Raw genomic sequence first — 21,554 nt, 5'->3', positions numbered from 1 at the left:
GCGCGGGCGTGGAGCCAGTCTCCACGCCTCGTCGAACCCTGAACGATCCTTGGCGCCTCAGCGAGGCGCGAGGATCATGATCATCTGCCGGCCTTCCAGCATCGGCTCGCTCTCGACCTTGGCGAGTTCGGCCGTCTCGGCCTTCACGCGCTCAAGCAGCTTCAGGCCGAGATCCTGGTGCGCCATTTCGCGGCCGCGGAAGCGCAGGGTCACCTTGACCTTGTCGCCCTCCTCGAAGAAGCGGTGCACGGCCTTCATCTTCACGTCGTAATCGTGCTTGTCGATGCCCGGTCGGAGCTTGATCTCCTTGACCTCGACCGTCTTCTGCTTCTTGCGCGCCTCGTTCTGCTTCTTCTGCTCGAGGAAGCGGAAGCGGCCGTAATCCAGCAGCTTGCAGACGGGCGGCACGGAATTGGGTGCGATCTCGACGAGGTCGAGCCCCGCCTCTTCCGCGATGCGCATGGCATCAAGGAACGGCACGACGCCTCGGTTCAGGCCCGTATCGTCGATCAACTGCACGTCGCGTACGCCCCGGATGTCGCGATTGGCACGCGGCCCGTCCTTCTGCGGGGTCGGCGGGGCTCTCATGGGTCTGCGAATGGGGGCTTCTCCTCAACCGTTGCGATGCCGGCGGCCCGCCACGGGAGGTGTGCGTTTCCAATGCGGACGACCGTAGGCGACATGTGGCATATCGCTCCGCCAAGTCAATGACGGTCGTCAACTTTGATGGTTGCGGATCGCGCCCGCCTCGGGGCGTGATCGCGCCGTCACACCTCGCCGAGACCTGCGGTCAGGCCGCCGGCGGCTCCGGCAGCATGCGCGGATCGTTCGCGCCGAGCCCGACCGAGCGCGCCGCCGCCATCATGCCGAGCCAGGCCTCGCGCGGGATCGGCACGCCGTTGGCCGTCCGATCGGCCTGGGCGATGCGCTCGGGCTCGCCCGGCAGCAGGACCGGCTGACCGGGAACCGCCGGCCGCGAGGAGCGGACGAAATCGATGTAGCTGCGCGTCTCGCGCGCCATCGCGTCCTCCGAGCCGAAATGCGCCGGCGACATGTAGATCGACACCATGCCGTTGGCGAAAGGCTGGTCGCGGGGCGGACCGGCGCAGCCCGAGCCGGTCAGCACGCCGCCGAGCAATTCGCACATGAGCGCGAGGCCCGAGCCCTTGTGCTCGCCCATGGCCCGGATGGCGCCCGTTCCGAACTGGTGCTCGCGCAGACCGCCCGGGACGAGCGGCCCGTAGAGCGTCGCCGGATCGTTCGAGAGGCGGCCGTCCTCGTCGATCAGGACGTCCGGCGGCAGCGCCTTGCCGCCGTTCGAGGCGACCATGACCTTGCCCTCGGCGACGGCGGAGGTCGCGAAATCGAGCACGACCGGCGGCTCGCCCGGCAGCGGGAAGCCGAAGGCGATCGGCGCCGTCGAGAAGCGCTTGTCGACGCCGCCGAACGGCGCGACCAGCATCGAGCCGCCCGCATTGACGATGTGAAGCGAGACGATGCCGTGCTCGAGGGCGAGTTCGGCCCATTGGCCGATGCGGCCGAGGTGGCCGGAACTGCGCAGCGCGACGATCGCGACGCCGCCCGCCTTGGCCTTCTCGATGCCGTGCAGGACGGCCTCGCGCCCGATCGTCGCGCCGAACCCGAAATTGCCGTCCATCACCGACAGGGCGCCCGCATCGGCGACGAGGGTCGCGGTTCGGCCGGGACGAACCGTGCCCTCCTTCATCCAGTGGAGATAGCGCGGGACGCGGCCGACGCCATGGCTGTCATGACCGGCGAGGTTGGCATCGACCAGGAAGGTCGCCACCGCCTTCGCCTCGTCCTCCGAACACCCTGCGGCCGCGAAGGTCGCGGTCACGAAATCGTGCAATCTCCCCACCGCAATGCGCGGGTCGCCCGTCTTGGCCATCGGCGTCTCGTCTCCCGAATCACGTCTTCTTCTTTTCCAGCAGGAGCGTACCCTCCTTCTGGATGAGATTCTTCGCTTTCTCGGCGAGCAGGGCCAGCATCCAGGGGAGTTGAACCTCGACCCTGACGGTGTCCTCGGCGACGTCGAGCCCTGCCGTCACGCTCTGGCCGACGGCCTTCACCACGACGTCGAGATGCTCGCCCGTCCAGCTCGAATCGATCGAGGTGATCTGGGCGCCGAATTTCGATTTCACGGCTTCGAGGCCGGTCTCGAGCCGTCGGCGGGCGCCGGCCTGACCGAGCTCGTGGGGAATGACGACGACGAGTGGCTTCGGCATGGGATCCTCGCGGCGATTCTTACGCATCGGCAGGCCCGCCGTCGAGCGCAGGGCGATTGCGTGACGACAACAGATCGGCCAAGGCGATGTGGTATGCCGCAGCCCCCTTCGAAAGGAGCAGAGCCTTGGATATTCGCCCCGATGTCCTCGCCGCGATCGGCAAGACGCCCCTGATCAGGCTGCGGCGCGCCTCGGAACTCGCGGGCGGCACGATCCTCGGCAAGGCGGAGTTCATGAACCCCGGCGGCTCGGTGAAGGACCGTGCCGCGCTCTTCATGATCCGCGACGCCATGGCGAAGGGACAGCTTCGGCCCGGCGGCACGATCGTCGAGGGCACGGCGGGCAATACCGGCATCGGCCTCGCCCTCGTTGGCAACGCGCTCGGATTCAGGACCGTCATCGTCATTCCACGCACGCAGAGTCAGGAGAAGAAGGACATGCTCCGGCTCATGGGAGCCGAGCTCGTCGAGGTCCCCGCCGTGCCCTATTCGGACCCTGCCAACTACGTCCGCCATTCGGAGCGGCTCGCCGCCGACCTCGCGCGGACGGAGCCGAACGGGGCCATCTGGGCGAACCAGTTCGACAACACCGCCAACCGCGACGCGCACGAGGCGACGACGGCAGCCGAGATCTGGGAGGAGACCGAGGGTCGGATCGACGGCTTCACCTGCGCCGTCGGGAGCGGCGGGACGCTGGCCGGGGTGGCGCTCGGCCTGCGAGCCCGGCGCGCCGACATCCGCATCGCGCTGTCGGACCCGATGGGGGCCGCCCTGCACAGCTACTACACGACGGGCGAGCTGAAATCCTCCGGCACGTCGATCACCGAAGGCATCGGCCAGGGCCGCATCACCAGGAACCTCGAAGGCCTGTCGGTCGACCATTCCTTCCAGATCCCCGACGAGGAGGCGCTGCCGATCCTGTTCGACCTCCTGCGGCACGAGGGCCTGTGCCTCGGCGGATCGTCCGGCATCAACGTCGCCGGCGCGATCCGACTGGCACGCGAGATCGGACCCGGCTCGACGGTCGTCACCGTGCTGTGCGACGGCGGCGCGCGCTACCTGTCGAAGCTCTACAACCCGGACTTCCTGGGCGAGAAAGGGCTGCCCCGGCCCGACTGGATGGTGTCCGCGGCGTGACCGGGCCCGCACCACGCCGATCCGGTTCGGAACCCGGCCAGAGACGGCGAGTTGCCGAACAACTTAGCCACTACTCGGGACACTTTCGGTTGCGCCGAAATCGTCAATCCTCGAGGCGCGTTCGTCCTCATCGATCAGGCTCTTCGGAGACCTAGCGGCGATGGCTTGGTCTCTTCTCGACCGCGAGAGCTATTTCGGCCTCACCCGCCGCCGGCTCCAGACCCTGTACATCGTCGCGGCGGCGGTGATGGCGGCGCTCGTCCCGCTGATCCTGTTCGCCGGGTTCTGGATCCGGGCCGAGTTCGGCAAGGGTCAGCGCGACGTCGAGATCTTCCTCGGCGCTCAGGCCGCGACCCTCTCCCAACGCATCGACGGCGAGATCGACCGGCAGATCTCCGCCCTCGACGCGCTCGGCGCCGTGCCGTCGCTCGAGCAGGATGTGGGGACCTTCGAGGAATCGGCGCGCCGCGCCGTGAAGCAGATCGAGCACTGGACCGGCCTCGCCCTGATCGACGGCCGCTCCGCGCGCGTCCTGTTCTCCGTCGGGGAAGACCTGGGTGATCGCATCGATGCGGATCGCGTCGCCGCGACGATCACCGGCAAGCGCGCATCGATCGAAACGCGGCCTCCCGCCGACGGCCGTGCGGGCTCGGTCCTGATCTATGTCCCGATCGTCCGCGAGGATGCCGCGACGCATGTGCTGCTGCTCGATCTCGACGCGCGCGACATCCAGGTCGTTCTGGGCAAAGGGCTGCCGCGGGATCTCCTCGCCATCGTGGTGGACCGCAAGGACCGCGTGCTCGCCCGCTCGCTCGATCCCGACCGCCGGATCGGCCAACCGATTGCGGGAGCCTTCAAGGACGGCATCGCCGGGCGTCCGTCCGGCCTCATCGAGTTCGATTCCCTCGAAGGCGAGCCCATGGCGGCGGCCTTCGTCCGCTCTGACCTCACGGGCTGGGTGACGGCGACCGGCCTCGGCCGCGAGCGCCACGAACAGCTGATGACCCGATCGACCTGGGCGACGATCGCGGCCGGCGCCCTGAGCCTGGCGCTCGCGGCGATCCTCGCCGTCTTCATCATCCACACGATCACGGAACGGCGTGTCAGCAACGAGCGCCTCGCGGCCTCGCGGGCGCTCGGCGAGCTCGACGCCCGCCTGCTGGCGACCTCGCAGGACGCCTTGAACGACCAGCGTCGCGCGGCGTCCGAGCGCGAGGTTCTGCTCCGCGAGATCTACCACCGCGTGAAGAACAACCTTCAGATCGTGCAGAGCCTGCTGCGGCTCGGATCGCGCGACCTCAAGCCCGGCCAGCGGGAGCCTTTCGAGGATGCCGTCCGCCGCATCGGCGCCATGGCCCGCGTGCACACGCTGCTCTACAACTCGCCCGACCTCGCCTCGATCGACTTCCGGGACTACCTCGAAGAGCTTCTGCGCGAGCTGTCGGAAGGCTTCTCGGCCGAAAAGCGCTCGATCGAGTCCATCCTCAACGCCGAAGCGATGCGGATGCCGCTCGACACGGCGGTGCCCCTCGCCTTCATCGCGGTCGAGATCCTCACCAACTCGTTCAAGCACGCCTTCCCGGACGGGCGCTCCGGCCGGATCACCGTCGAGGTGCACAAGGAGGGCGACACCGCGACGTTGCGCATCGAGGATGACGGCGTCGGGGTGAGCCACGACCCGGCCGCCCGCCGGCGGCTCGGATTGACGATGGTCAAGAAGCTCGTCCAGCAGATCGGCGGCGAGCTCGAGGAGCCGGCTCCGGGCTCGTCGACCTTCATCGTGCGCTTCCCGCTGGGCAAGCCGGTGGCGGCGACCGTCCCGCCGCTGACCTCCGCCCCGGCGACGTGAGAGCCGGAGCGGCCGGCCGTCGAGCGCCGTTCCATCTTGACCCCGCGGGCCTCGATCCCAATATCCCTCTCGTGAGGTCGAAAGGGTGCCAATTCCGGGCCCGGAGACCGCGAAGTGCCGGAAGGGCTTCGAGAGATGTCGCGTCAATCGCCGTTCGGCCATCCCTTCCTGTTGGGTTTCGACGAGATCGAGCAGGCGCTCGACCGCCTCGCGAAATCCTCCGGGGACGGCTACCCGCCCTACAATATCGAGCGGATCGGCCGAACCGAAACGGAGCCGGAAAAGCTCCGGATCATGATCGCGGTGGCAGGTTTCGCGGCCGAACAGCTCGAGGTGACGCTCGAGGAGAACCAGCTCGTCGTCCGAGGCCGCCAGGCCGACGACCGCGAGCGCCAGTTTCTCCATCGCGGCATCGCCGCGCGGCAGTTCCAGCGGACCTTCGTCCTCGCGGACGGGATGGAAGTGACCGGGGCCGATCTATCGAACGGCCTCCTGTCGATCGATCTCATGCGGCCGGAACCGGCCCGGATCGTCCGTCGGATCGGAATCCAGACGCGCGATTGACCATCGGAACGCAGCTCCGCGTCCGACCATTGGAGCAAGTTGCCGCTCAAAGGAGGGCATCATGACCGAGTTGAACACCACACCCCGTCCGGCGCTCGATCCCAGCGCGCTCGCCGCCCTCGGCGAGGGCCAGGTCGCCTATGTGAAGCCGATCTCCTCCGAGGAGGTGAAACGCATCTTCCCGCAGGCCCCCGAGCTCCAGCCTGGCCTGACGCTCTTCGCCCTCCTGTCGGCGAGCGGCGCCCCGATCCTTCTGACCGATTCGCGCGACACCGCCGTCGCGAATGCCTGGGCGCACGATCTTCAGACGGTCAGCCTCAACTGAGGCCCCGGCGCCTCGACCGGCTGCGGCGGCCGCCCCGCCGCCGCGACGGCCGCGACGAGGCGCTCGATATCCTCGGGCCTGGAGAGGCGGTGATCGCCGTCCTTCACTAGCGTGATCTGGACCGCCTCCCCCGGCAGATGCTCGACGAGCCGCATCGCGTGCTCCCAGGGCACGTCGGGATCGTCCATGCCTTGGAGGATATGGACCGGGCAGCCGGTCTCGATCGTCCCGTCGAGGAGGAGATGGTTGCGTCCGTCCTCGATGAGCCCCCGCGTGATCGGGTAGCCGTCCTCCGAATAGAGGGACGGGCGGAGATAGACGCCCGTTTCCATAAGGCTCGCACGCGCCTCAGGCGGAAACGCGTCCCACATCAGCCGTTCGGTGAAGTCGGCCGCCGGAGCGATGAGGACGAGGGCCGCAGGAGCCCGGTCGGGCCGGGTCCGGCGGAGCGCGCGGTTCGCGAGGAGCGCGATCCAGCCGCCCATCGACGATCCGACGAGGATCGGGCGGCCCGTCGTGCGGGCGTCGAGGACCGCGAGACCTTCCTCGAGCCAGCGCGAGATCGTGCCGTCCTCGAACCGGCCGCCCGAGGCGCCGTGGCCGCTATAGTCGAATCTGACGAAGGCCCGTCCCGTCTCCGCTGCCCAGGAATCCAGGGCTTCGGCCTTGGTGCCGGTCATGTCGGAGCGGAAGCCGCCGAACCAGACGACGGCCGGTTCCGCGCCCTCGCGGCTTTCGACGGCGATCCGCCGCCCCGCCTCGCCCTCGCCGACCGTGATCTCCGAAGCCATGCTTAACCCGTCCTCAACCCGTTCCGCGGACCTTGGCGATCCGCCCTTCTTCGGCAGCCCGCAGATACCGCTCCGTGCCTTCGCGAACCTATAGCAGCTTCCAGCGCGGCCCGGCGCATCCCCTCGCCGGCAAGACGGTGCTGCAGATCATTCCGGAACTCGAGACCGGCGGCGCCGAACGGACGGCCGTCGACATCGCGGCGGCTCTCGCGGCGGTCGGCGCGCGGGCGCTGGTGGCGACCGAGGGCGGCCGGCTCGTCGGCGAGTTGCAAAGCCGGGGCGGGGAATGGATCCCCTTCCCCGCCGGCACGAAGAACCCCTTCTCGATGGCGTGGAACGTCAGGCGCCTCGCCCGGATCGCGCATGACGAGAAGGCTGGCCTGATCCATGCCCGCTCGCGGGCTCCGGCCTGGGTCGGGCTCGGGGCGGCGCGCGTCCTCGGCATCCCCTTCGTGACGACCTATCACGGCAGCTATTCGGGGCTGTCGCCCTCCCCGCCGAAGAAGCTCTACAATTCCGTGATGGCGCGCGGCGACGTCGTCATCGCCAATTCCCACTACACCGCCGGCCTCATCCGCTCCTTCTATCCCTGGGCGGACGAGCGCATCCGCGTCGTCCATCGCGGCACCGACCTCGCCCGGTTCTCGCCCTCCGCGGTCGCGCCCGATCGGGTGGACAACCTGCGTCGCGCCTGGGGCGTCTCACCGCACGAACGGATCGTCCTGGTCGGAGCCCGGCTCACGCCCTGGAAGGGCCAGAAGGTCCTGATCGAGGCAGCGAGCCTGCTGCGGGAATCCGGCCTGTCGGACGTCGTCTACATCGTGGCGGGCGACCCGCAGGGCCGCGACGGATACGTCGCCGAACTCGATGCGCTGATCGCGGCGCGCGGCCTCGACGGGATCGTGCGGCGCGTCGGGCATTGCGCCGACATGGCCGCCGCCTTCCGCGCCGCCTCGGTCGTGGCCGTGCCCTCCGTCGAGCCCGAGGCCTTCGGCCGCGCGGCCGTCGAGGCGCAGGCGCTCGGCACGCCGGTCGTCGTGTCCGATCTCGGCGCAGTCCCCGAGACCGTCCTCGCCCCGCCCTCCGAGCCTGCCTCCGCGCGGACCGGCTGGCGCGTCCCGGCGGGCGACGCGCCGGCTCTCGCCGCCGCGCTCGCCGAAGCCCTCGGCCTCGGCGCGACGGCCCGAGCGGCCATGTCCGAGCGGGCCCGGAGCCATGTCGAGGCGCATTTCTCGCTCGAGCGGATGGTCGAGGCCACGCTCGACACCTATATGGCGCTGCTGAGCCCTCCCCTCGAGGGCGGATGAACGGGAACCGACGGTGTCGTCACTCGATCGCTGGCTCGGCGGCTCGCCCCTCGGCGTCCTGCTCAGGCTGATTGTCCTCTCTCTCATCGTGGGCGTGATCCTTCACGCCCTCGGCCTCACCCCGCTCAGCCTCCTTCGCTCCGTCGCCCATTCGATCGAAAGCCTGTTCGGCTTCGGCTGGGACGCCGTCGAGGATATCGGCCGCTACGTCCTGACGGGCGCCGTGATCGTCATCCCGATCTGGCTCATCACGCGGCTCGCGAGCGCGCGGCGGTAGAACGCGCCGCCGCTTCTCGGCGACATCGGCGCGCACTCGCGTCTCGCCGCAGCGTGGCTAGATCGAGCCGCGCGGGGTCGCCTCGGGGCCGCGGATCTTCCAGAGGCCGGTCGCGTTCGCCACCGCCCGGTCGCCGACGGCGATCTCGGCGCTCATGAACAGGATCGACTTCGTCTCGCGGAGCATGCGGCAGCGCGCCTCCACGAACTCGCCCTCCTCGACGCCCGACAGGAAGGCGGTGTCGAGTTGGACGGTCGCCTGGGCATGGGTGCGGTTGACGGAGCGGGCGGCGAGGCCGAGCGCATGGTCGGCGAAGGTCATCACCATCCCGCCATGGACCATGCCGTTGCGGTTGAGGTGACGCTCCTCGGCCAGGAAGCCGAAGCGGCGCTGACCCGGCGGGTTGTCCGTCTCGTCCGGCCGCGCCCAGATCGGCCCGACGAGGGAGAGATAGTTGTCGCTGAAGGCCTCGACCCAGCCCTCTTCCGCCGGGTCGAACGGCTTCGGTGCCGTGACCTCGGCCGGAAAGGCGTGACGGCCGTCGGGGCCGAGCGGCAGCGGCACCGCCGAGCGGACGGCCGTCAGCGGCAGGTCGCCATAAAGGTGCGGGAACAGGTCTCCGCCGCGCGAGGCTTCGTAGCGCAGCGCCTTGCCCAGAGGTTCGGCCCGCACGGCGACGAGGAGGAGATCGTCCTGCCCCGCGAAATGCTTCGCCGCCGTGTCGGCCACCTGCACCGCCGTCGAGAAGTGGATGAACCCGTCCGCGAGATCGACCGGAGAACCACGGAACACGCGCGCCTGCCTCGCCTCCTGCCATGCCGAGGCGGGGCATATCTTGTAAATCACGGTCATCCAGTCGGGCTCCGGTAATGGCGGACGGCGTCTCTTAGAACCGTTCTCCCTTTCGCGAAATCGCAGCCGCCCCCCGGCGAGCGGGGCGCGTTGGTCCGCCAGCTCTTGCCCGCAGCATTCATTCCTAGTATTAGGTCGATCTTCCTTGCGTCCGGTGAGAGCGGAGCCTTCCATGCTGTCTCACGCCCGCATCTGGGCTGCCATCGATCGGCTGGCCGAGCGTCACGGCCTCTCGACGTCCGGCCTCGCCCGACGGGCCGGGCTCGACGCGACGAGCTTCAACCGGTCGAAGCGGGTCGGCCCCGACAACCGGGACCGCTGGCCCTCGACCGAATCCATCTCGAAGATCCTCGCGGCGACCGGCGCCTCGCTCGACGAGTTCATGCGCCTGATCGAGCCCGAGGCGGGCCCCTCGCGCACGACGGTTCCCCTGCTCGGCATGGCCCAGGCAGGCGCGGGACGCCTGTTCTCGGATGACGGCGTGCCGGCCGGCGGCGCCGGCTGGGAGGCTGTCGAGTTTCCCGACATGGGCGGCGAAGGCTCCTTCGCCGTCGAAGTGCAGGGCGATTCGATGCGACCGCTCTATCGGGACGGCGACATTCTCATCGTCTCGCGCCTCGCAGCCATCCGAAAGGGCGACCGCGTCGTCGTCCGCACCCGCGACGGGGAGGTGATGGCCAAGGAGTTGAAGCGGAAGACGGCCAAGAGCCTCGAACTCGCCTCCCTCAATCCCGACCATCCCGGCCGCACCGTGCCTGTGACGGAGGTCGATTGGGTCGCCCGCATCCTCTGGGCCCGGCAATAGGCGCGCGCTCGAACGAGGGAGCGCAGCGGAGCCTTCCCGGAGACGCTATCGGTCGTCCTTGCGGGAGGTATCCTTCGGCAGTTTCTCGGCGATGCCGTAGGTGCGCTCCCGCCGGGCGATCTCGTTCCAGACATCGGTCGGCGTGACACCCGTCTCCGCCCAGAGGACGGCGACGTTGTAGACGAGATCGGCGCTCTCCTCGATCACGCGCTGCCTGTCCCCCTGGACGGCATCGAGCGACACCTCGACCGCCTCTTCCACGACCTTCTTTGCGATCTTGGTCATGCCCTCGCGCAGAAGCTTCGCCGTCTTGGAGGTTTGAGGATCGCGCGTGCGCGCATCCAGGATCGCCGCATAGAGACGATCGACGGCCTCTGCCATTATCGGGGTCCTTCCCCTGCCACGTGCTGTGATGCGGCCAAGCCGGAAAAAACCTCGGCGACCTTCTCATAGACCGGGCGCTTAAACGGTATGATGACACTCGGCAACAATGCGAGCCGCTCCCAGCGCCAGGCATCGAATTCCGGCTTGTGACGCCCCTCGCCCGGCCGATGGATGTCGATCTCGCTCTCATCGCCCGTGAAGCGCAGCGCGAACCATTTCTGCGTCTGTCCGCGATAACGGCCGCGCCAAGCCCGGCCCGCCACTGCAGACGGCAGGTCGTAGCTCAGCCAATCCGGCGCCTCGGCGAGAAGCTCGACGGAGCGGATATTCGTCTCCTCGTACAATTCCCGGAGAGCCGCCGCATAGGGGTCCTCGCCCGGGTCGATGCCGCCCTGCGGCATCTGCCAGGCATAGCCGTCGTCCACGTGTTCGGGGCCGGCCTCGCTCTTGCGACGGCCCAGGAAGACGAGCCCCTCCCGGTTGAGCACGGTGATCCCGACACAGGGGCGATAGGGCAGATCGGCGAGCGAACGCGCCGACGGTTGACGACGACTCATCGGCTCGCACTCTCCCGGCGCTGTCCCCCGAGGGCCGCGGTGGCGGGAACGAGGAGGATGCCCCGCGCCTCCAGCGTCTCGGACCAGCGCGCAATCCGTTCGATCGTGACCGGCAGGGCACTCGCCGTCGCGACGGCGAGCTTGCCCGACAAGGCGAGCGTCTCCAGCCGCCCGAGCGCTGCGTCGATCAGGTCGGCCCTCGGCACGGCATCGACGACGACGTCGGCCCGGCCTGAGCGCGTCTCGCCGGCGAGGATGCCGATCCGCGACCGCGACGAGGAGCCGTCATCGAGGATTCCGAGCCCGCGCTGTCCGGCCTCCCGCAGGATCGGCTGCAACGCCTTGTCGTCCGCCGTGAGCTTGCCGCCCATATAGTTCATGAGGCCGACATAGCCGGTGAAACGACCCATGGCCCAGCGTAAATTCTCGGCGTTCTCGCTCGATTTGGAGCCAGCCATGAGGGTGCGCGGACCCGGATCGCTATCGGGGTAATCGAACGGCTCCATGGGGATCTGGAGCATGATCTCGTGGCCCGCATCGCGCGCGCGGCGGCTCTCGCGCGCGAGATCCAGCCCGTAGGGCGCGAAGGCCAGCGTCACGGCGGGCGGCAATCGGCTGATGGCCTCCTCCGTCGCCGTCCGGCTCAGCCCGAGGCCTCCGACGACGAGCGCGATCCGGCCGAGCGGCTGGCGTCCGCCCGGAAGCTCGCCCTCCGGCCGTGCATAGACCTCGATCGCGCGTGCTCCGTCCGGCCCGATGCGCGGCAGCGCGCCATGGCGGGATTCCTCGACGAGGCGCAGATCGGGCGTCGCAGGGAGGCGGCGCGAGACGGCGTCGGGCACGGCCACGACGATCGCGGGAGGAGCCTCGGCTCCACCGCCGCGGACGACGTGGACGCCGGAATCCGCCTCGACGGTTCCCGCGTCGCGGCGGCCGGGCATCTGGTCGGGGCGGGCCGCAGGCTGCTGCGCGGCGGGGGCTGCCTCCGCCGGGCCGCGGACCACGATCTCGGTGCGGGCCACCGGGCGGCCGCCGCGCGGGTCGCCGTAGATGGCGCTCCCCAGGAACACGGCGATCAGGCCGGCCAATGCGATGCCGAGCGCGACGCCGGCGATCCGCCCGACAGGACGACGCGACCCGCGTTTCGGGCGGTTGAGGCCGAGCGGCCTCGTCAGATCGTCGGGAGCCGCTGTCACGCGCCGGCAGGTCCTGCTCAGCCCCGCACGCGCGGCGACGCCGCGCGAATCAGGTCAAGGCGTCATGATAGAGCGCCGTGCCGATGCGCGCACAGCGACGACACGGCCCAGGCGCAAGAAGGTCCCGCGTGAGTCAAAGCGGCCACACCTTCCGCTCGACGGACGGGCGAGACAACGCTCCGCCCGCCCCGCCGGGGCGCCGCCTCAGTTCGGAACGGCGGGCTTCTCGGTTCCGCCGGCCGCCGGCGCGGTCGGAGCCGGCGTCGTGTTTGCCGCTCCCTTGCGCACGCCGTGCAGATACTCGACGGCCGCGATGAGCTGCTTGTCCTTCGTCGGATCCGGCGGGACATAGGCGGAGGAGCCGCCCTTCTCGTCGCTGTTCTTCAGGTGGCCGCGCAGGCCCGCCTCGCCCTTGGTCTCGTCCTTGCCCTTCAGCTCCGGCGGGATCTCCTGCAGGACCTCCTGATCCGGCTCGATGCCCTTGGCCTGGATCGAGCGGCCGGCCGGCGTGTAGTAGCGCGCCGTCGTCAGCCGCACGGCGCCGTTCGAGCCGAGCGGAATGACGGTCTGGACCGAGCCCTTGCCGAAGGAGCGCGTGCCCATGACGAGGGCCCGCTTGTGATCCTGGAGGGCGCCCGCGACGATCTCCGAGGCAGAGGCCGAGCCGCCGTTGATGAGGACCACGATCGGCTTGCCCCGCGTCAGATCGCCGGGCTTGGCATTGAAGCGCTGGTTCTCGTCCGAGTTCCGGCCGCGGGTGGAGACGATCTCGCCCCGGTCGAGGAAGGCGTCGGAGACCATGATGGCCTGATCGAGCAGGCCGCCCGGATTGTTGCGCAGATCGACGACGAAGCCCTTGAGCTTGTCGGCCCCGATCTCGTTGGTGAGCTTCTCGATCTGGGTGCGCAGGCCCTCGAAGGTCTGCTCGTTGAACTGCGTCACGCGCAGGAAGGCGACGTCGCCGCCGCCCTCGACGCGCGAGCGCACGGGCCGGATGCGGATCACGTCGCGGGTCAGCTTGACCTCGAAGGCTTCCTTGCCGGCGCGCTGGATCTTCAGCCGGACCGCCGTGTTGACCGGGCCGCGCATCTTGTCGACCGCCTGGTTCAGGGTCAGGCCCTGGACCTGGTCGTCGTCGATCTGGACGATGACGTCGTTCGCCATGATCCCGGCGCGAGCCGCGGGGGTCTCGTCGATGGGCGTGACGACCTTGATCAGCCCGTCTTCCATCGTGACCTCGATGCCGAGACCGCCGAACTGGCCGGTCGTCGTCACCTGCATGTCGCGGAAGCTCTTCCGGTCCATGTAGGAGGAATGCGGGTCGAGCGAGGCGAGCATGCCGTTGACGGCGGCCTCGATCAGCTTCCCCTCGTCCGGCTTCTCGACATAGTCGGTCCGGACCTTCTCGAACACGTCGCCGAAGAGGCTCAGCTGACGGTAGGTCTCGGCCGAGGCGGCGATGGCGCTCGTCGACGAAAGGAGGGACGTGTTGGACGCCACCGTCGCAACGGAGGCGCCGGCGGCGGCCCCGAGGAACAGGAGAGACAGTTTCCGCATCAGCCTCGAGCCCTTTCGCTCTGAGTTCTCGCCCACCACGGACCGGGATCGATCGGAGACCCGTCCTTCCGTAACTCAACATAGAGAACGGGTGCGTCGCTCTCAACGACGCCCAAAGCCGCAGCGGGTGCCGCAGCCTCGCCCATCTGAGCGACCGGCTCTCCCGCCAGCACGAATTGCCCGACCTCGACCTGAATCGCGTCCATGCCTGCGAGCAGGAAGTAATAGCCGCCGCCGCCATTGATGATCAAGAGTCGACCGTAGGAGCGGAACGGCCCGGCGAACACGACGGTCCCGTCGGCCGGGGCGCTCACCACGGCGCGGGCCATCGTCGTGATGGCGGCGCCGCGCATCGCGCCGCCGCGACCGTCGGAGGCTCCGAAGGCCCGGGCCACCTCTCCGGCGGCGGGCCTGACGAGGTTGCCGCGCAGCTCGGCGAGGGGTCTGCGCGGCGCGAGGCGCGCGGGTGCGAGCTTCTCCGCCTCGGCGATTCGCTCCCGGACCTGCCGGGTCTCGGCTTCCGCGGCCGCCTTGGCCTCCTCCTCGGCGCGCCGCGCACGTTCGGCCTCCGCCTCCATGCGCTCGAGAAGGTCGCGAAGCGTCTTGGCCTCCTGGCCGAGGCGCTCGCCGCGGTTGCGTTCGCGGCGGATGTCGGCCTCGGCATGCGCCAGCCGCTCCTGGCGCGCCTGGATCAGCATGCCGAGCCGGTCGCGCTCACCGGCGAGGGCGACATATTCGGCGTCGAGGACCATCCGGTCGGCGGTGATGGCGGCCTTGAGGCGCCCGAGCGTCTGGAGATCGGCGAGGAGCCTCCGCGCCTCCTCGCGCAGGGCCGGCGTGAGGCCCGCCAGAAGCATGGCACTGCGGATCGCCGCCATCAGGTCCTTCGGCGAGACGAGCATCGCAGGAGGCGGATTGCGGCCGAGGCGCTGCAAGGCACCGAGCACCTCCGCCAGAACGCCCCTGCGCGAGGCGAGGGAACGGCGGATGGCGGCCTCCTGGGACAGCAGCGAATCGAGCCGGGTCGCGGTCGCCCTCGCCCGGTTCTCGGCATCGCGGGCGCGCTGGCCGGCCGCGACCAGAGCCGCGGCGAGCTTCGGCTGATCGGCCTTCAACGCGGCGATCTCCCGCTCCAGCGCCTGGCGCGATTCGGCGCTCGTGCGGGCGCTCTGCTCGAGGCTGCGCAGCCGCTCTTCGCGCCGTCGCTTCTCGCGCGCGTCGTCGGGCGGCCGTTCGGGGGCAGCCGAAGCGGGAGCATCCTGCGCGCGCACGGGAAGAGGGACAGAGGCCAGACCGCCGAGCCCGGCCGCGAGCGCGGCGCAGAGCATTCCGCGAGCCAGCGACGGGCCTCGCCCCCGCTCACCCTGCCCCCACAGCGTCGCCATCACTCGCCCGTTCCGCTCCGATGATACGGATGACCGGCGATTATGGTCAAAGCTCGGTAAATCTGCTCGGCGAGGAGAGCCCGCACGATCTGGTGCGGCAGGGTCAGGCGGCCGAAGGAGACCGACCACGCCGCCGCCTGCCTCACCTCGGACGAGAGGCCGTCGGGTCCCCCGACGACGAAGGCGAGACCCGCGCGGCCCTCGTCGCGCCAGGCCGCGAGGCGGGAAGCGAACGCCTCGCTGGTCGGGCTCGGCGCCGTCTCGTCGAGGACGACGAGCGCGGCGGAACCGGCCCTCTCGCGGATGCGGCTCCCCTCGTCGGCCTGCCGCTCCTCGGTGCGGCGACCCTTCGATTCGGCAAGTTCGACAATATCGGGACCGGAGAAGCCGAGCCCGCGCGCCATCGCGACGGCCCGGCCATGGTAGCGGTCGACGAGCTCGCGCTCGCCCCCGGCCTTCAGGCGGCCGACGGCGACGATCCGGATCAGCATCGCGGCGCCCGCGGCGGACCCTGTCAGACGGCGAGGCGCTCCGACGGCCTGTCCTCGCCCCACATCTTCTCAAGATTGTAGAAGCTGCGGACCTCCGGACGGAAGACGTGCACGATCATGTCGCCGGCATCGATCAGGACCCAGTCGCAGGAGGTCATGCCTTCGACCCGGACCCGGCCGAAGCCCTTCTCCTTCAGGGTCTCGACGATCCGGTCCGCGATCGAGCCGACATGGCGCTGGGACGTACCGGAGGCGATGAACATCGCGTCGGCGATGGCCGTCTTCCCGGCGAGATCGATCTCCACGATCTCCAGCGCCTTCATGTCCTCGAGGCACGCGCGGGCGATCGCCCTCATGTCACCCGGACCGGCCGAGGCGGGTTGGGCGGTCTCGGATCCTGCGGGGGGCGGAGGCGCGAAGGCCGCGGCCTCGGTGAAATGCAGCTCGCTCAGCGTCGAAGTCTCCTGTCGCCGTCCAAGAAAAACGGCGCAATGAGAAGATAAGGTGACGTCGTTCGGTTTTTCAACGCATGGATCCGACCTTCGACGACTTATCCCGCAGGGCGGTCGACGAAAGGTTCGATCTGCGACCGATTAGAAACACCCAGGCCGGCGCGCGGCTCGAGGCGAAGACACGCGCCGCGGCCCCGCCCGGCCGGCGTTTCGCCGCGAAGGTCCGGGCCATGCGCGAATGCAGCGCTCCCAGCGTATAGCCCGGCCGATCGACCACCGCGATCGGCACGAGCCGGGCGATGGCGCGCCAGTCCCGCCAGCGATGGAAGCCGGCGAGGCTGTCGGCGCCCATCACCCAGACGAAGCGCACGCCCGGACAGCGACGGACGAGGTAGCGGATCGTGTCGATCGTGTAGCGCGAGCCGATCGCGCTATCGATGTCGGTGATCTCCATGGCCGGGTGCCGGACCATGGCCCGCATCGCCGCGAGCCGCTCCGGCAGCGAGGCCGGGTGCCGCTCCTTGAGCGGATTGCCGGGCGTGACGATCCACCAGACGCGGTCGAGATCGAGGCGCCGCAACGCCGTCTCGGCGACATGGCGATGGCCGGCATGAGGCGGATCGAAGCTCCCGCCATACAGACCGATCCGCATGCCCGGCCGATGCGGGGGCAGCCGGATCACGATGGACGCGTCTGGCCGCTGCCGTGGATGCGGTACTTGAACGAGGTCAGCTGCTCGACGCCGACGGGGCCGCGCGCATGCATCCGGCCGGTCGCGATGCCGATCTCGCCGCCGAAGCCGAACTCGCCGCCATCGGCGAATTGGGTCGAGGCGTTGTGCAGGACGATGGCCGAATCGACCTCGGCCAGGAACCGCGCCGCCGCTGCATCGTCGGCCGTGACGATCGCGTCGGTATGGTGGGACGAATAGCGGTCGATATGGGCGAGCGCCCCGTCGAGCCCGTCGACGACGCGCGCCGAGATGATCGCGTCGAGATATTCCGTCGACCAATCCGCCTCGGACGCCGCCGCGACGCGCGGATCGACGGCCCGGACCACCTCGTCGCCCCGCACCTCGCAGCCTGCCTGAAGCAGCGCCTCGACGAGCGGCGTCAGATGCGTGTCGGCGCAGGCGCGGTCGACGAGCAGCGTCTCGGCCGCGCCGCAGACGCCCGTCCGCCGCATCTTGGCGTTCAGGACGATGCCGGTCGCCATGGCGAGGTCGGCCTGCCCATGGACGAAGACGTGGCAGAGCCCCTCGAGATGCGCGAAGACCGGCACGCGCGCCTCGCTCTGGACGCGCTCGACGAGGCTGCGCCCGCCGCGCGGCACGATGACGTCGACCGTCCCGCCGAGCCCGGCCAGCATCTCGCCGACCGCAGCCCGGTCGCGCGTCGGGACGAGTTGCACCGCATCGACCGGCAGCCCGGCCTCCGCGATGCCGCGCGCCATGGCGGCGGCGATGGCCTCGGCCGTGCGCAGGGTCTCGGAGCCCGAGCGCAGAATGGCGGCATTGCCGGCCATCAGGCAGAGCGCGGCCGCGTCCGCCGTCACGTTCGGGCGGCTCTCATAGATCACCCCGACGACGCCGAGCGGCGTCGAGACGCGCTCGATCAGAAGGCCGTTGGGGCGTTCGAACCGGGCGAGCACCCGCCCGACGGGGTCGGGGAGATCCGCGATCTCGTCGACGCCGCGCGCCATCGCCTCGATCCTTCCCGGATCGAGCGTCGCGCGATCGATGAAGGACGAGGCGCGGCCGGCCGCTCGCATCTCCGCAAGATCGAGCGCGTTCGCGGCGAGAATGCCGCGGCCCGCGGTTCGGATCGCCGCCGCCGCGGCCCGGAGGGCTGCGCTCTTCGCCTCGGCCGGGACGAGCGCAAGCACCCGCATCGCGGCCCGGGCACGCTGGCCGATCTCGGACATCAGCGCCGGAACCGGAGGCGCCATGCCACCCGAATCCGTCCTCCGATCCTCTCCGATTGCGGCGCTCATGATGCTCGCGGTCCTTTCCGTTTCAGCGCGCTCCTATCACGCCGAAGGGCCTTCACGCGAGGGAGACGTCTCGTTGCCTCGCGCCCGCCACGCGTTCATAACGCCGTCTGGCATTTTTCCACGGAACCCGAGTAGAAGCGTCGCGACCCGCCGGGCCGAGATCGATCGAAACGGCGCCAAGGGACGCGCGCATGGACCAGCCGAACCAGCATTTTGTCGTCGACACCCATCCGGGCATCGTCCCGGCGGAGCAGCGCACCGCGTTGCTCGCCAATCCGGGCTTCGGCAAGGTCTTCACCGATCACATGGCCATCGTACGCTACAGCCAGGATCGCGGCTGGCACGATGCGCGTATCACCGCGCGCGCTCCGATCCCGCTCGATCCGGCCTCCGCCGTTCTGCATTACGCGCAGGAGATCTTCGAGGGCCTTAAGGCCTATCGGGCCGAGGATGGCGGCGCCGTGCTGTTCCGCCCCGGCGAGAATGCGAGCCGCTTCCGGCTGTCGGCCGAGCGCATGGCGATGCCGGCCGTCCCGGAAGAGATGTTCGTCGAGGCCTGCCGCCTGGTCACGACGACCGACCGGGCCTGGATCCCGGATTCTCCGGACGGCAGCCTCTATCTCCGCCCCTTCATGTTCGCGAACGAGGTGTTCCTGGGCGTGAAGCCCTCCTCGGAATATCTCTTCCTCGTCATCGCCTCCCCGGTCGGAGCCTATTTCAAGGGGGGCGCGAGCGCCGTCTCGATCTGGGTGTCGGACGAATACGTCCGCGCCGCGCCCGGCGGGACCGGAGCGGCGAAATACGGCGGTAACTACGCCGCGAGCCTCAAGGCGCAGGCGGAAGCGACGGAAAACGGCTGCGACCAGGTCGTCTTCCTCGACGCGGTCGAGCGGCGCTGGATCGACGAGCTCGGCGGCATGAACGTCTTCTTCGTCTTTGAGGACGGCTCGCTGCTGACCCCTCCCCTCGGCGGCAGCATCCTGCCGGGCATCACGCGGGACTCGCTCATCACCCTCGCCCGCGACGCCGGCCGCACCGTGCGCGAGGAGCCGTATGCCATCGACCAATGGGCGGCGGATGCGGCGAGCGGCCGCCTGCGCGAGGCCTTCGCCTGCGGCACCGCGGCGGTGATCACGCCGATCGGCACCGTGAAGCGCCGCGACGGCGCGTTCAAGATCGCGGACGGCGAGGCCGGCCCGGTCGCGACCTCGCTCCGCCAGCAGCTCGTCGACATCCAGCGCGCCAAGGCGCCGGACCCGCACGGCTGGGTCCAGCGCCTGTTCTGACGAGGGCTGCGGAGGGCCCAGCCCTCCGCGCCGTTCAGGCCTCGCCGCCCAGAAGGGCCAGCGCCTCCTCGTGGAGGCGCCGGTCGCCGCTCGCGACGATCGTCCCGCCCTTCTCGGGCCGGTCTCCGGTCCAGGTTGTGACGATCCCGCCGGCCCCTTCGATGATCGGGACGAGCGCGACGATGTCGTAGGGCTTCAGCCCGGCCTCGACCACGATGTCGAGATGCCCGGCCGCCAGCATGCAATAGGCGTAGCAATCGTAGCCGTAGCGCGTGAGCTTCACCCGCTCCTCGACCGCGCCGTAGCGTCCCGCCTCCTCGGATTTGAACAGGGTCGGGCTCGTGGTCGAGAGCGTCGCTTCGGCCAGGGACGCGCAGCGGCGCGTATGCAGGGTCCGGTTGCCATGCGGGCCGCGATAGCTCGCGCTGCCGCCGTCTCCGAAGAACCGCTCGCCGATGAAGGGTTGATGCATCATCCCGTACGCGGCCCTGCCCCCGCGCAGCAGGCCGATCAGCGTGCCCCAGAGCGGCAGACCGGACATGAAGGCGCGCGTCCCGTCGATGGGATCGAGCACCCAGACGAGTTCCGCATCCTCCCGCTCGGAGCCGAACTCCTCGCCGACGATGCCGTGTTCGGGAAAGGACGCCTTGATCAGCCGGCGCATCGCGACCTCGGCCGCCTTGTCGGCTTCCGTCACCGGATCGAAGACGCCGCCGGAGGACTTGTCGAGCGCGGTCAGCGCGGTCCGGAAGAACGGCAGAATCGCCCGCCCCGATTGAGTCGCGAGGTCGTCCACGAAACCGGCGAAATCCACGGGTCTCATCAATCCGCATCTCCACATGAACGGCCGAACAGGGTGAAAATCCAGGCCCGCCCAATCTTTAACCACGATGCATCGCGAAAATGCATCATCGGCCACGGACAGGCCTTGCGTTTTGTGCGCCGCACCCTATTTTGTGCATCGCAGCGTCTTTGACGTTGCTGCCCTCCTTGGGCGTTTCCTCCCTAGACTTGGGCCGCCCTTCGGGGCGGCTCCTTTTTTTGTGCGTACCGATGAGCTTGCCCCGCCCCTCTCGAGCGAGGGGTGAGCTATTCGGCCGCCATCCGCAAGCCGGGCGGGTGCAGCTCGAGCGTCGCCATCACCTCCGAGCACACGGCCGTGAGCCGGCCCGCCACATCGGCGAAGGCCGGAAGAGGCGTCAGGGTGCGCTCGTCCATATAGATCGCACGGTTGATCTCGATCTGGAGCGCGTGCCGCCCGATCGGAGGCGCCCCGTAATGCTCCGTGATGAAGCCACCGGCATAGGGCTTGTTCCGGATCACGGTGAAGCCCCGCGCTTGCAGAGCGCGCTCGACCGTTTCGGTGAGCGCCGGCGCGCAGCTCGTGCCGTAGCGGTCGCCGAGCACGATCTCCGCCTTCGCCTCGTCGCGCCCGAGGCTGCCGGACGGCATCGAGTGGCAATCGATCAGGACCGACTGGCCGAAACGCTCGATCGTGCGACCGATGAGCAGGTCGAGCGCGCGGTGATAGGGCCGGTAGAGCGTTTCGATCCGCCGCAGGGCCTCTTCCACCGGGAGGCGGCGCCGATAGATCTCGTGTCCGTCGGCGACGATCCGGGGCACGGTGCCGAGGCCGCCGGCGACCCGCATCGAGCGGGTATTGGCCCGGGCCGGGAGGCGTCCTTCGAACATGCGCGGATCGAGTTCGAGCTCCTCCCGATTGACGTCGAGATAGGCGCGCGGGAAACGCGCGCTCATCAGCGGCGCCCCGAGCGGGACGACCGCCGCGAAGAGGCGGTCGACGAAGGCGTCCTCCGACCGCCGCAATCCCCGCGCGTCAAGCACCGACGCATCGAGCAGCGCCTGTGGGTAGACGCTCCCCGAATGGGGCGCATTGAACACGAACGGGGCGAGCTGCCGCGTCGGTTCGGCGACATCGAAGGGCGGATCGAATTCGGGATCGGGGCGGAAGCGGGTCAAGTCGGACGGACCGGAGGAAACATGCCGCAATGTGCCGGGCCGGCGCAGGCCTGTCCATGGCCGGGACGGACCGGCCGGCGAGCATCGCGGCCGGCACGTCGCCTCACGCCTCGGTTTTTCAC

24 protein-coding genes and 1 pseudogene are annotated in these 21,554 nt (G+C 69.6%); 8 read left to right on the top strand and 17 right to left on the bottom strand.

All coding sequences use genetic code 11. The features are described 5' to 3' along the window. Positions 1 to 57: 57 nt before the first annotated feature. The 3 genes from infC to EV668_RS06430 all read right to left on the bottom strand — a co-directional run bounded on the left by infC (position 58) and on the right by EV668_RS06430 (position 2,246). Entirely contained in the window at positions 58 to 588 is a 531-nt protein-coding gene (infC, locus tag EV668_RS06440) for a translation initiation factor IF-3 (RefSeq protein WP_133768977.1), read from the bottom strand. Positions 589 to 790: 202 nt separating this feature from the next. Then, a complete protein-coding gene (locus EV668_RS06435; protein WP_133768976.1) occupies positions 791 to 1,909 on the bottom strand; it encodes a malate/lactate/ureidoglycolate dehydrogenase in 1,119 nt (372 codons plus the stop codon). Between the two features lie 19 nt (positions 1,910 to 1,928). Beyond that, entirely contained in the window at positions 1,929 to 2,246 is a 318-nt protein-coding gene (locus EV668_RS06430) for a polyhydroxyalkanoic acid system family protein (protein WP_133768975.1), read from the bottom strand. Between the two features lie 125 nt (positions 2,247 to 2,371). On the opposite strand from EV668_RS06430, the gene EV668_RS06425 reads away from it, so the two are divergent. From EV668_RS06425 to EV668_RS06410, 4 genes are all read left to right on the top strand, one after another. Further along, a complete protein-coding gene (locus tag EV668_RS06425) occupies positions 2,372 to 3,382 on the top strand; it encodes a cysteine synthase A (protein WP_133768974.1) in 1,011 nt (336 codons plus the stop codon). A 160-nt stretch (positions 3,383 to 3,542) separates the two neighbouring features. After that, positions 3,543 to 5,231, top strand: a complete 1,689-nt coding sequence (locus EV668_RS06420; RefSeq protein WP_133768973.1) for a sensor histidine kinase — start codon at positions 3,543 to 3,545, stop codon at positions 5,229 to 5,231. A gap of 135 nt (positions 5,232 to 5,366) precedes the next feature. After that, positions 5,367 to 5,795 carry an Hsp20 family protein gene (locus EV668_RS06415; RefSeq protein WP_133768972.1) on the top strand — a complete coding sequence of 143 codons (429 nt, stop codon included), beginning with the start codon at positions 5,367 to 5,369 and terminating at the stop codon, positions 5,793 to 5,795. 61 nt (positions 5,796 to 5,856) lie between these two features. Then, positions 5,857 to 6,120 (top strand): BQ00720 family protein, encoded by a 264-nt coding sequence (locus EV668_RS06410; RefSeq protein WP_133768971.1) that lies wholly within the window; start codon positions 5,857 to 5,859, stop codon positions 6,118 to 6,120. Here the strand turns inward: EV668_RS06410 and EV668_RS06405 are convergent. Next, a complete protein-coding gene (locus EV668_RS06405) occupies positions 6,099 to 6,911 on the bottom strand; it encodes an alpha/beta hydrolase (RefSeq protein WP_133768970.1) in 813 nt (270 codons plus the stop codon). The two genes, EV668_RS06410 and EV668_RS06405, sit on opposite strands and share 22 nt — an antisense overlap. Positions 6,912 to 6,985: 74 nt before the next feature. Between EV668_RS06405 and EV668_RS06400 the strand changes: the two genes are divergently transcribed. After that, a complete protein-coding gene (locus EV668_RS06400) occupies positions 6,986 to 8,218 on the top strand; it encodes a glycosyltransferase family 4 protein (RefSeq protein WP_245512885.1) in 1,233 nt (410 codons plus the stop codon). A gap of 13 nt (positions 8,219 to 8,231) precedes the next feature. Beyond that, positions 8,232 to 8,495: a DUF6460 domain-containing protein gene (locus tag EV668_RS06395; RefSeq protein WP_133768969.1), complete on the top strand. Its 264-nt coding sequence runs from the start codon at positions 8,232 to 8,234 to the stop codon at positions 8,493 to 8,495. Positions 8,496 to 8,552: 57 nt separating this feature from the next. Here EV668_RS06395 and EV668_RS25205 read toward each other — a convergent pair whose 3' ends face one another. Beyond that, positions 8,553 to 8,837: a PaaI family thioesterase gene (locus EV668_RS25205; RefSeq protein ID WP_280960098.1), complete on the bottom strand. Its 285-nt coding sequence runs from the start codon at positions 8,835 to 8,837 to the stop codon at positions 8,553 to 8,555. A gap of 171 nt (positions 8,838 to 9,008) precedes the next feature. Next, positions 9,009 to 9,347, bottom strand: a pseudogene (locus tag EV668_RS25200) (DUF952 domain-containing protein); the annotation flags it as partial. 172 nt (positions 9,348 to 9,519) lie between these two features. Here EV668_RS25200 and EV668_RS24700 point away from each other — a divergent pair. Continuing rightward, on the top strand, positions 9,520 to 10,152 hold the full coding sequence (locus tag EV668_RS24700) for a S24 family peptidase (protein WP_166652363.1): 633 nt from the start codon (positions 9,520 to 9,522) through the stop codon (positions 10,150 to 10,152). A gap of 45 nt (positions 10,153 to 10,197) precedes the next feature. On the opposite strand, the gene hisE is transcribed toward EV668_RS24700, so the two are convergent. The 9 genes from hisE to EV668_RS06345 form a co-directional block, all read right to left on the bottom strand. Next, the gene (gene hisE / locus EV668_RS24695) at positions 10,198 to 10,533 is read right to left on the bottom strand and encodes a phosphoribosyl-ATP diphosphatase (RefSeq protein WP_166652362.1); all 336 of its coding nucleotides are present in this window, start codon (positions 10,531 to 10,533) and stop codon (positions 10,198 to 10,200) included. After that, a complete protein-coding gene (locus EV668_RS06380) occupies positions 10,533 to 11,093 on the bottom strand; it encodes an RNA pyrophosphohydrolase (protein ID WP_133768967.1) in 561 nt (186 codons plus the stop codon). Before EV668_RS06380 ends, hisE begins: the two co-directional genes overlap by 1 nt. Next, positions 11,090 to 12,289, bottom strand: coding sequence for a divergent polysaccharide deacetylase family protein (locus EV668_RS06375; RefSeq protein WP_133768966.1), 1,200 nt, complete (start codon positions 12,287 to 12,289; stop codon positions 11,090 to 11,092). The genes EV668_RS06380 and EV668_RS06375 overlap by 4 nt, the downstream gene beginning before the upstream one ends. A gap of 204 nt (positions 12,290 to 12,493) precedes the next feature. Then, positions 12,494 to 13,846: a S41 family peptidase gene (locus tag EV668_RS06370; protein ID WP_133768965.1), complete on the bottom strand. Its 1,353-nt coding sequence runs from the start codon at positions 13,844 to 13,846 to the stop codon at positions 12,494 to 12,496. Next, entirely contained in the window at positions 13,846 to 15,231 is a 1,386-nt protein-coding gene (locus EV668_RS06365) for a murein hydrolase activator EnvC family protein (protein ID WP_133768964.1), read from the bottom strand. Before EV668_RS06365 ends, EV668_RS06370 begins: the two co-directional genes overlap by 1 nt. After that, entirely contained in the window at positions 15,231 to 15,722 is a 492-nt protein-coding gene (gene rlmH / locus EV668_RS06360) for a 23S rRNA (pseudouridine(1915)-N(3))-methyltransferase RlmH (protein WP_133768963.1), read from the bottom strand. Before rlmH ends, EV668_RS06365 begins: the two co-directional genes overlap by 1 nt. A 23-nt stretch (positions 15,723 to 15,745) precedes the next feature. Further along, the gene (gene rsfS, locus EV668_RS06355) at positions 15,746 to 16,078 is read right to left on the bottom strand and encodes a ribosome silencing factor (RefSeq protein WP_133768962.1); all 333 of its coding nucleotides are present in this window, start codon (positions 16,076 to 16,078) and stop codon (positions 15,746 to 15,748) included. A gap of 166 nt (positions 16,079 to 16,244) precedes the next feature. Further along, positions 16,245 to 16,826: a nicotinate-nucleotide adenylyltransferase gene (locus EV668_RS06350; protein ID WP_208111481.1), complete on the bottom strand. Its 582-nt coding sequence runs from the start codon at positions 16,824 to 16,826 to the stop codon at positions 16,245 to 16,247. A 26-nt stretch (positions 16,827 to 16,852) separates the two neighbouring features. Then, the gene (locus tag EV668_RS06345; RefSeq protein WP_245512884.1) at positions 16,853 to 18,121 is read right to left on the bottom strand and encodes a glutamate-5-semialdehyde dehydrogenase; all 1,269 of its coding nucleotides are present in this window, start codon (positions 18,119 to 18,121) and stop codon (positions 16,853 to 16,855) included. 236 nt (positions 18,122 to 18,357) lie between these two features. On the opposite strand from EV668_RS06345, the gene EV668_RS06340 reads away from it, so the two are divergent. After that, a complete protein-coding gene (locus EV668_RS06340; RefSeq protein WP_133768961.1) occupies positions 18,358 to 19,452 on the top strand; it encodes a branched-chain amino acid aminotransferase in 1,095 nt (364 codons plus the stop codon). A 34-nt stretch (positions 19,453 to 19,486) separates the two neighbouring features. Here EV668_RS06340 and hisN read toward each other — a convergent pair whose 3' ends face one another. Together hisN and EV668_RS06330 are read right to left on the bottom strand one after the other, a co-directional pair. Continuing rightward, on the bottom strand, positions 19,487 to 20,275 hold the full coding sequence (gene hisN, locus EV668_RS06335) for a histidinol-phosphatase (protein WP_133768960.1): 789 nt from the start codon (positions 20,273 to 20,275) through the stop codon (positions 19,487 to 19,489). Positions 20,276 to 20,541: 266 nt separating this feature from the next. Then, positions 20,542 to 21,432 carry an N-formylglutamate amidohydrolase gene (locus EV668_RS06330; RefSeq protein ID WP_133768959.1) on the bottom strand — a complete coding sequence of 297 codons (891 nt, stop codon included), beginning with the start codon at positions 21,430 to 21,432 and terminating at the stop codon, positions 20,542 to 20,544. Positions 21,433 to 21,554: the final 122 nt, after the last annotated feature.

The sequence above is a fragment of the Enterovirga rhinocerotis genome (assembly GCF_004363955.1).
Lineage (GTDB): Bacteria > Pseudomonadota > Alphaproteobacteria > Rhizobiales > Beijerinckiaceae > Enterovirga > Enterovirga rhinocerotis.
Note: the sequence above shows the minus strand (reverse complement) of the source record. Positions and strands in the feature narration are given on the sequence as shown.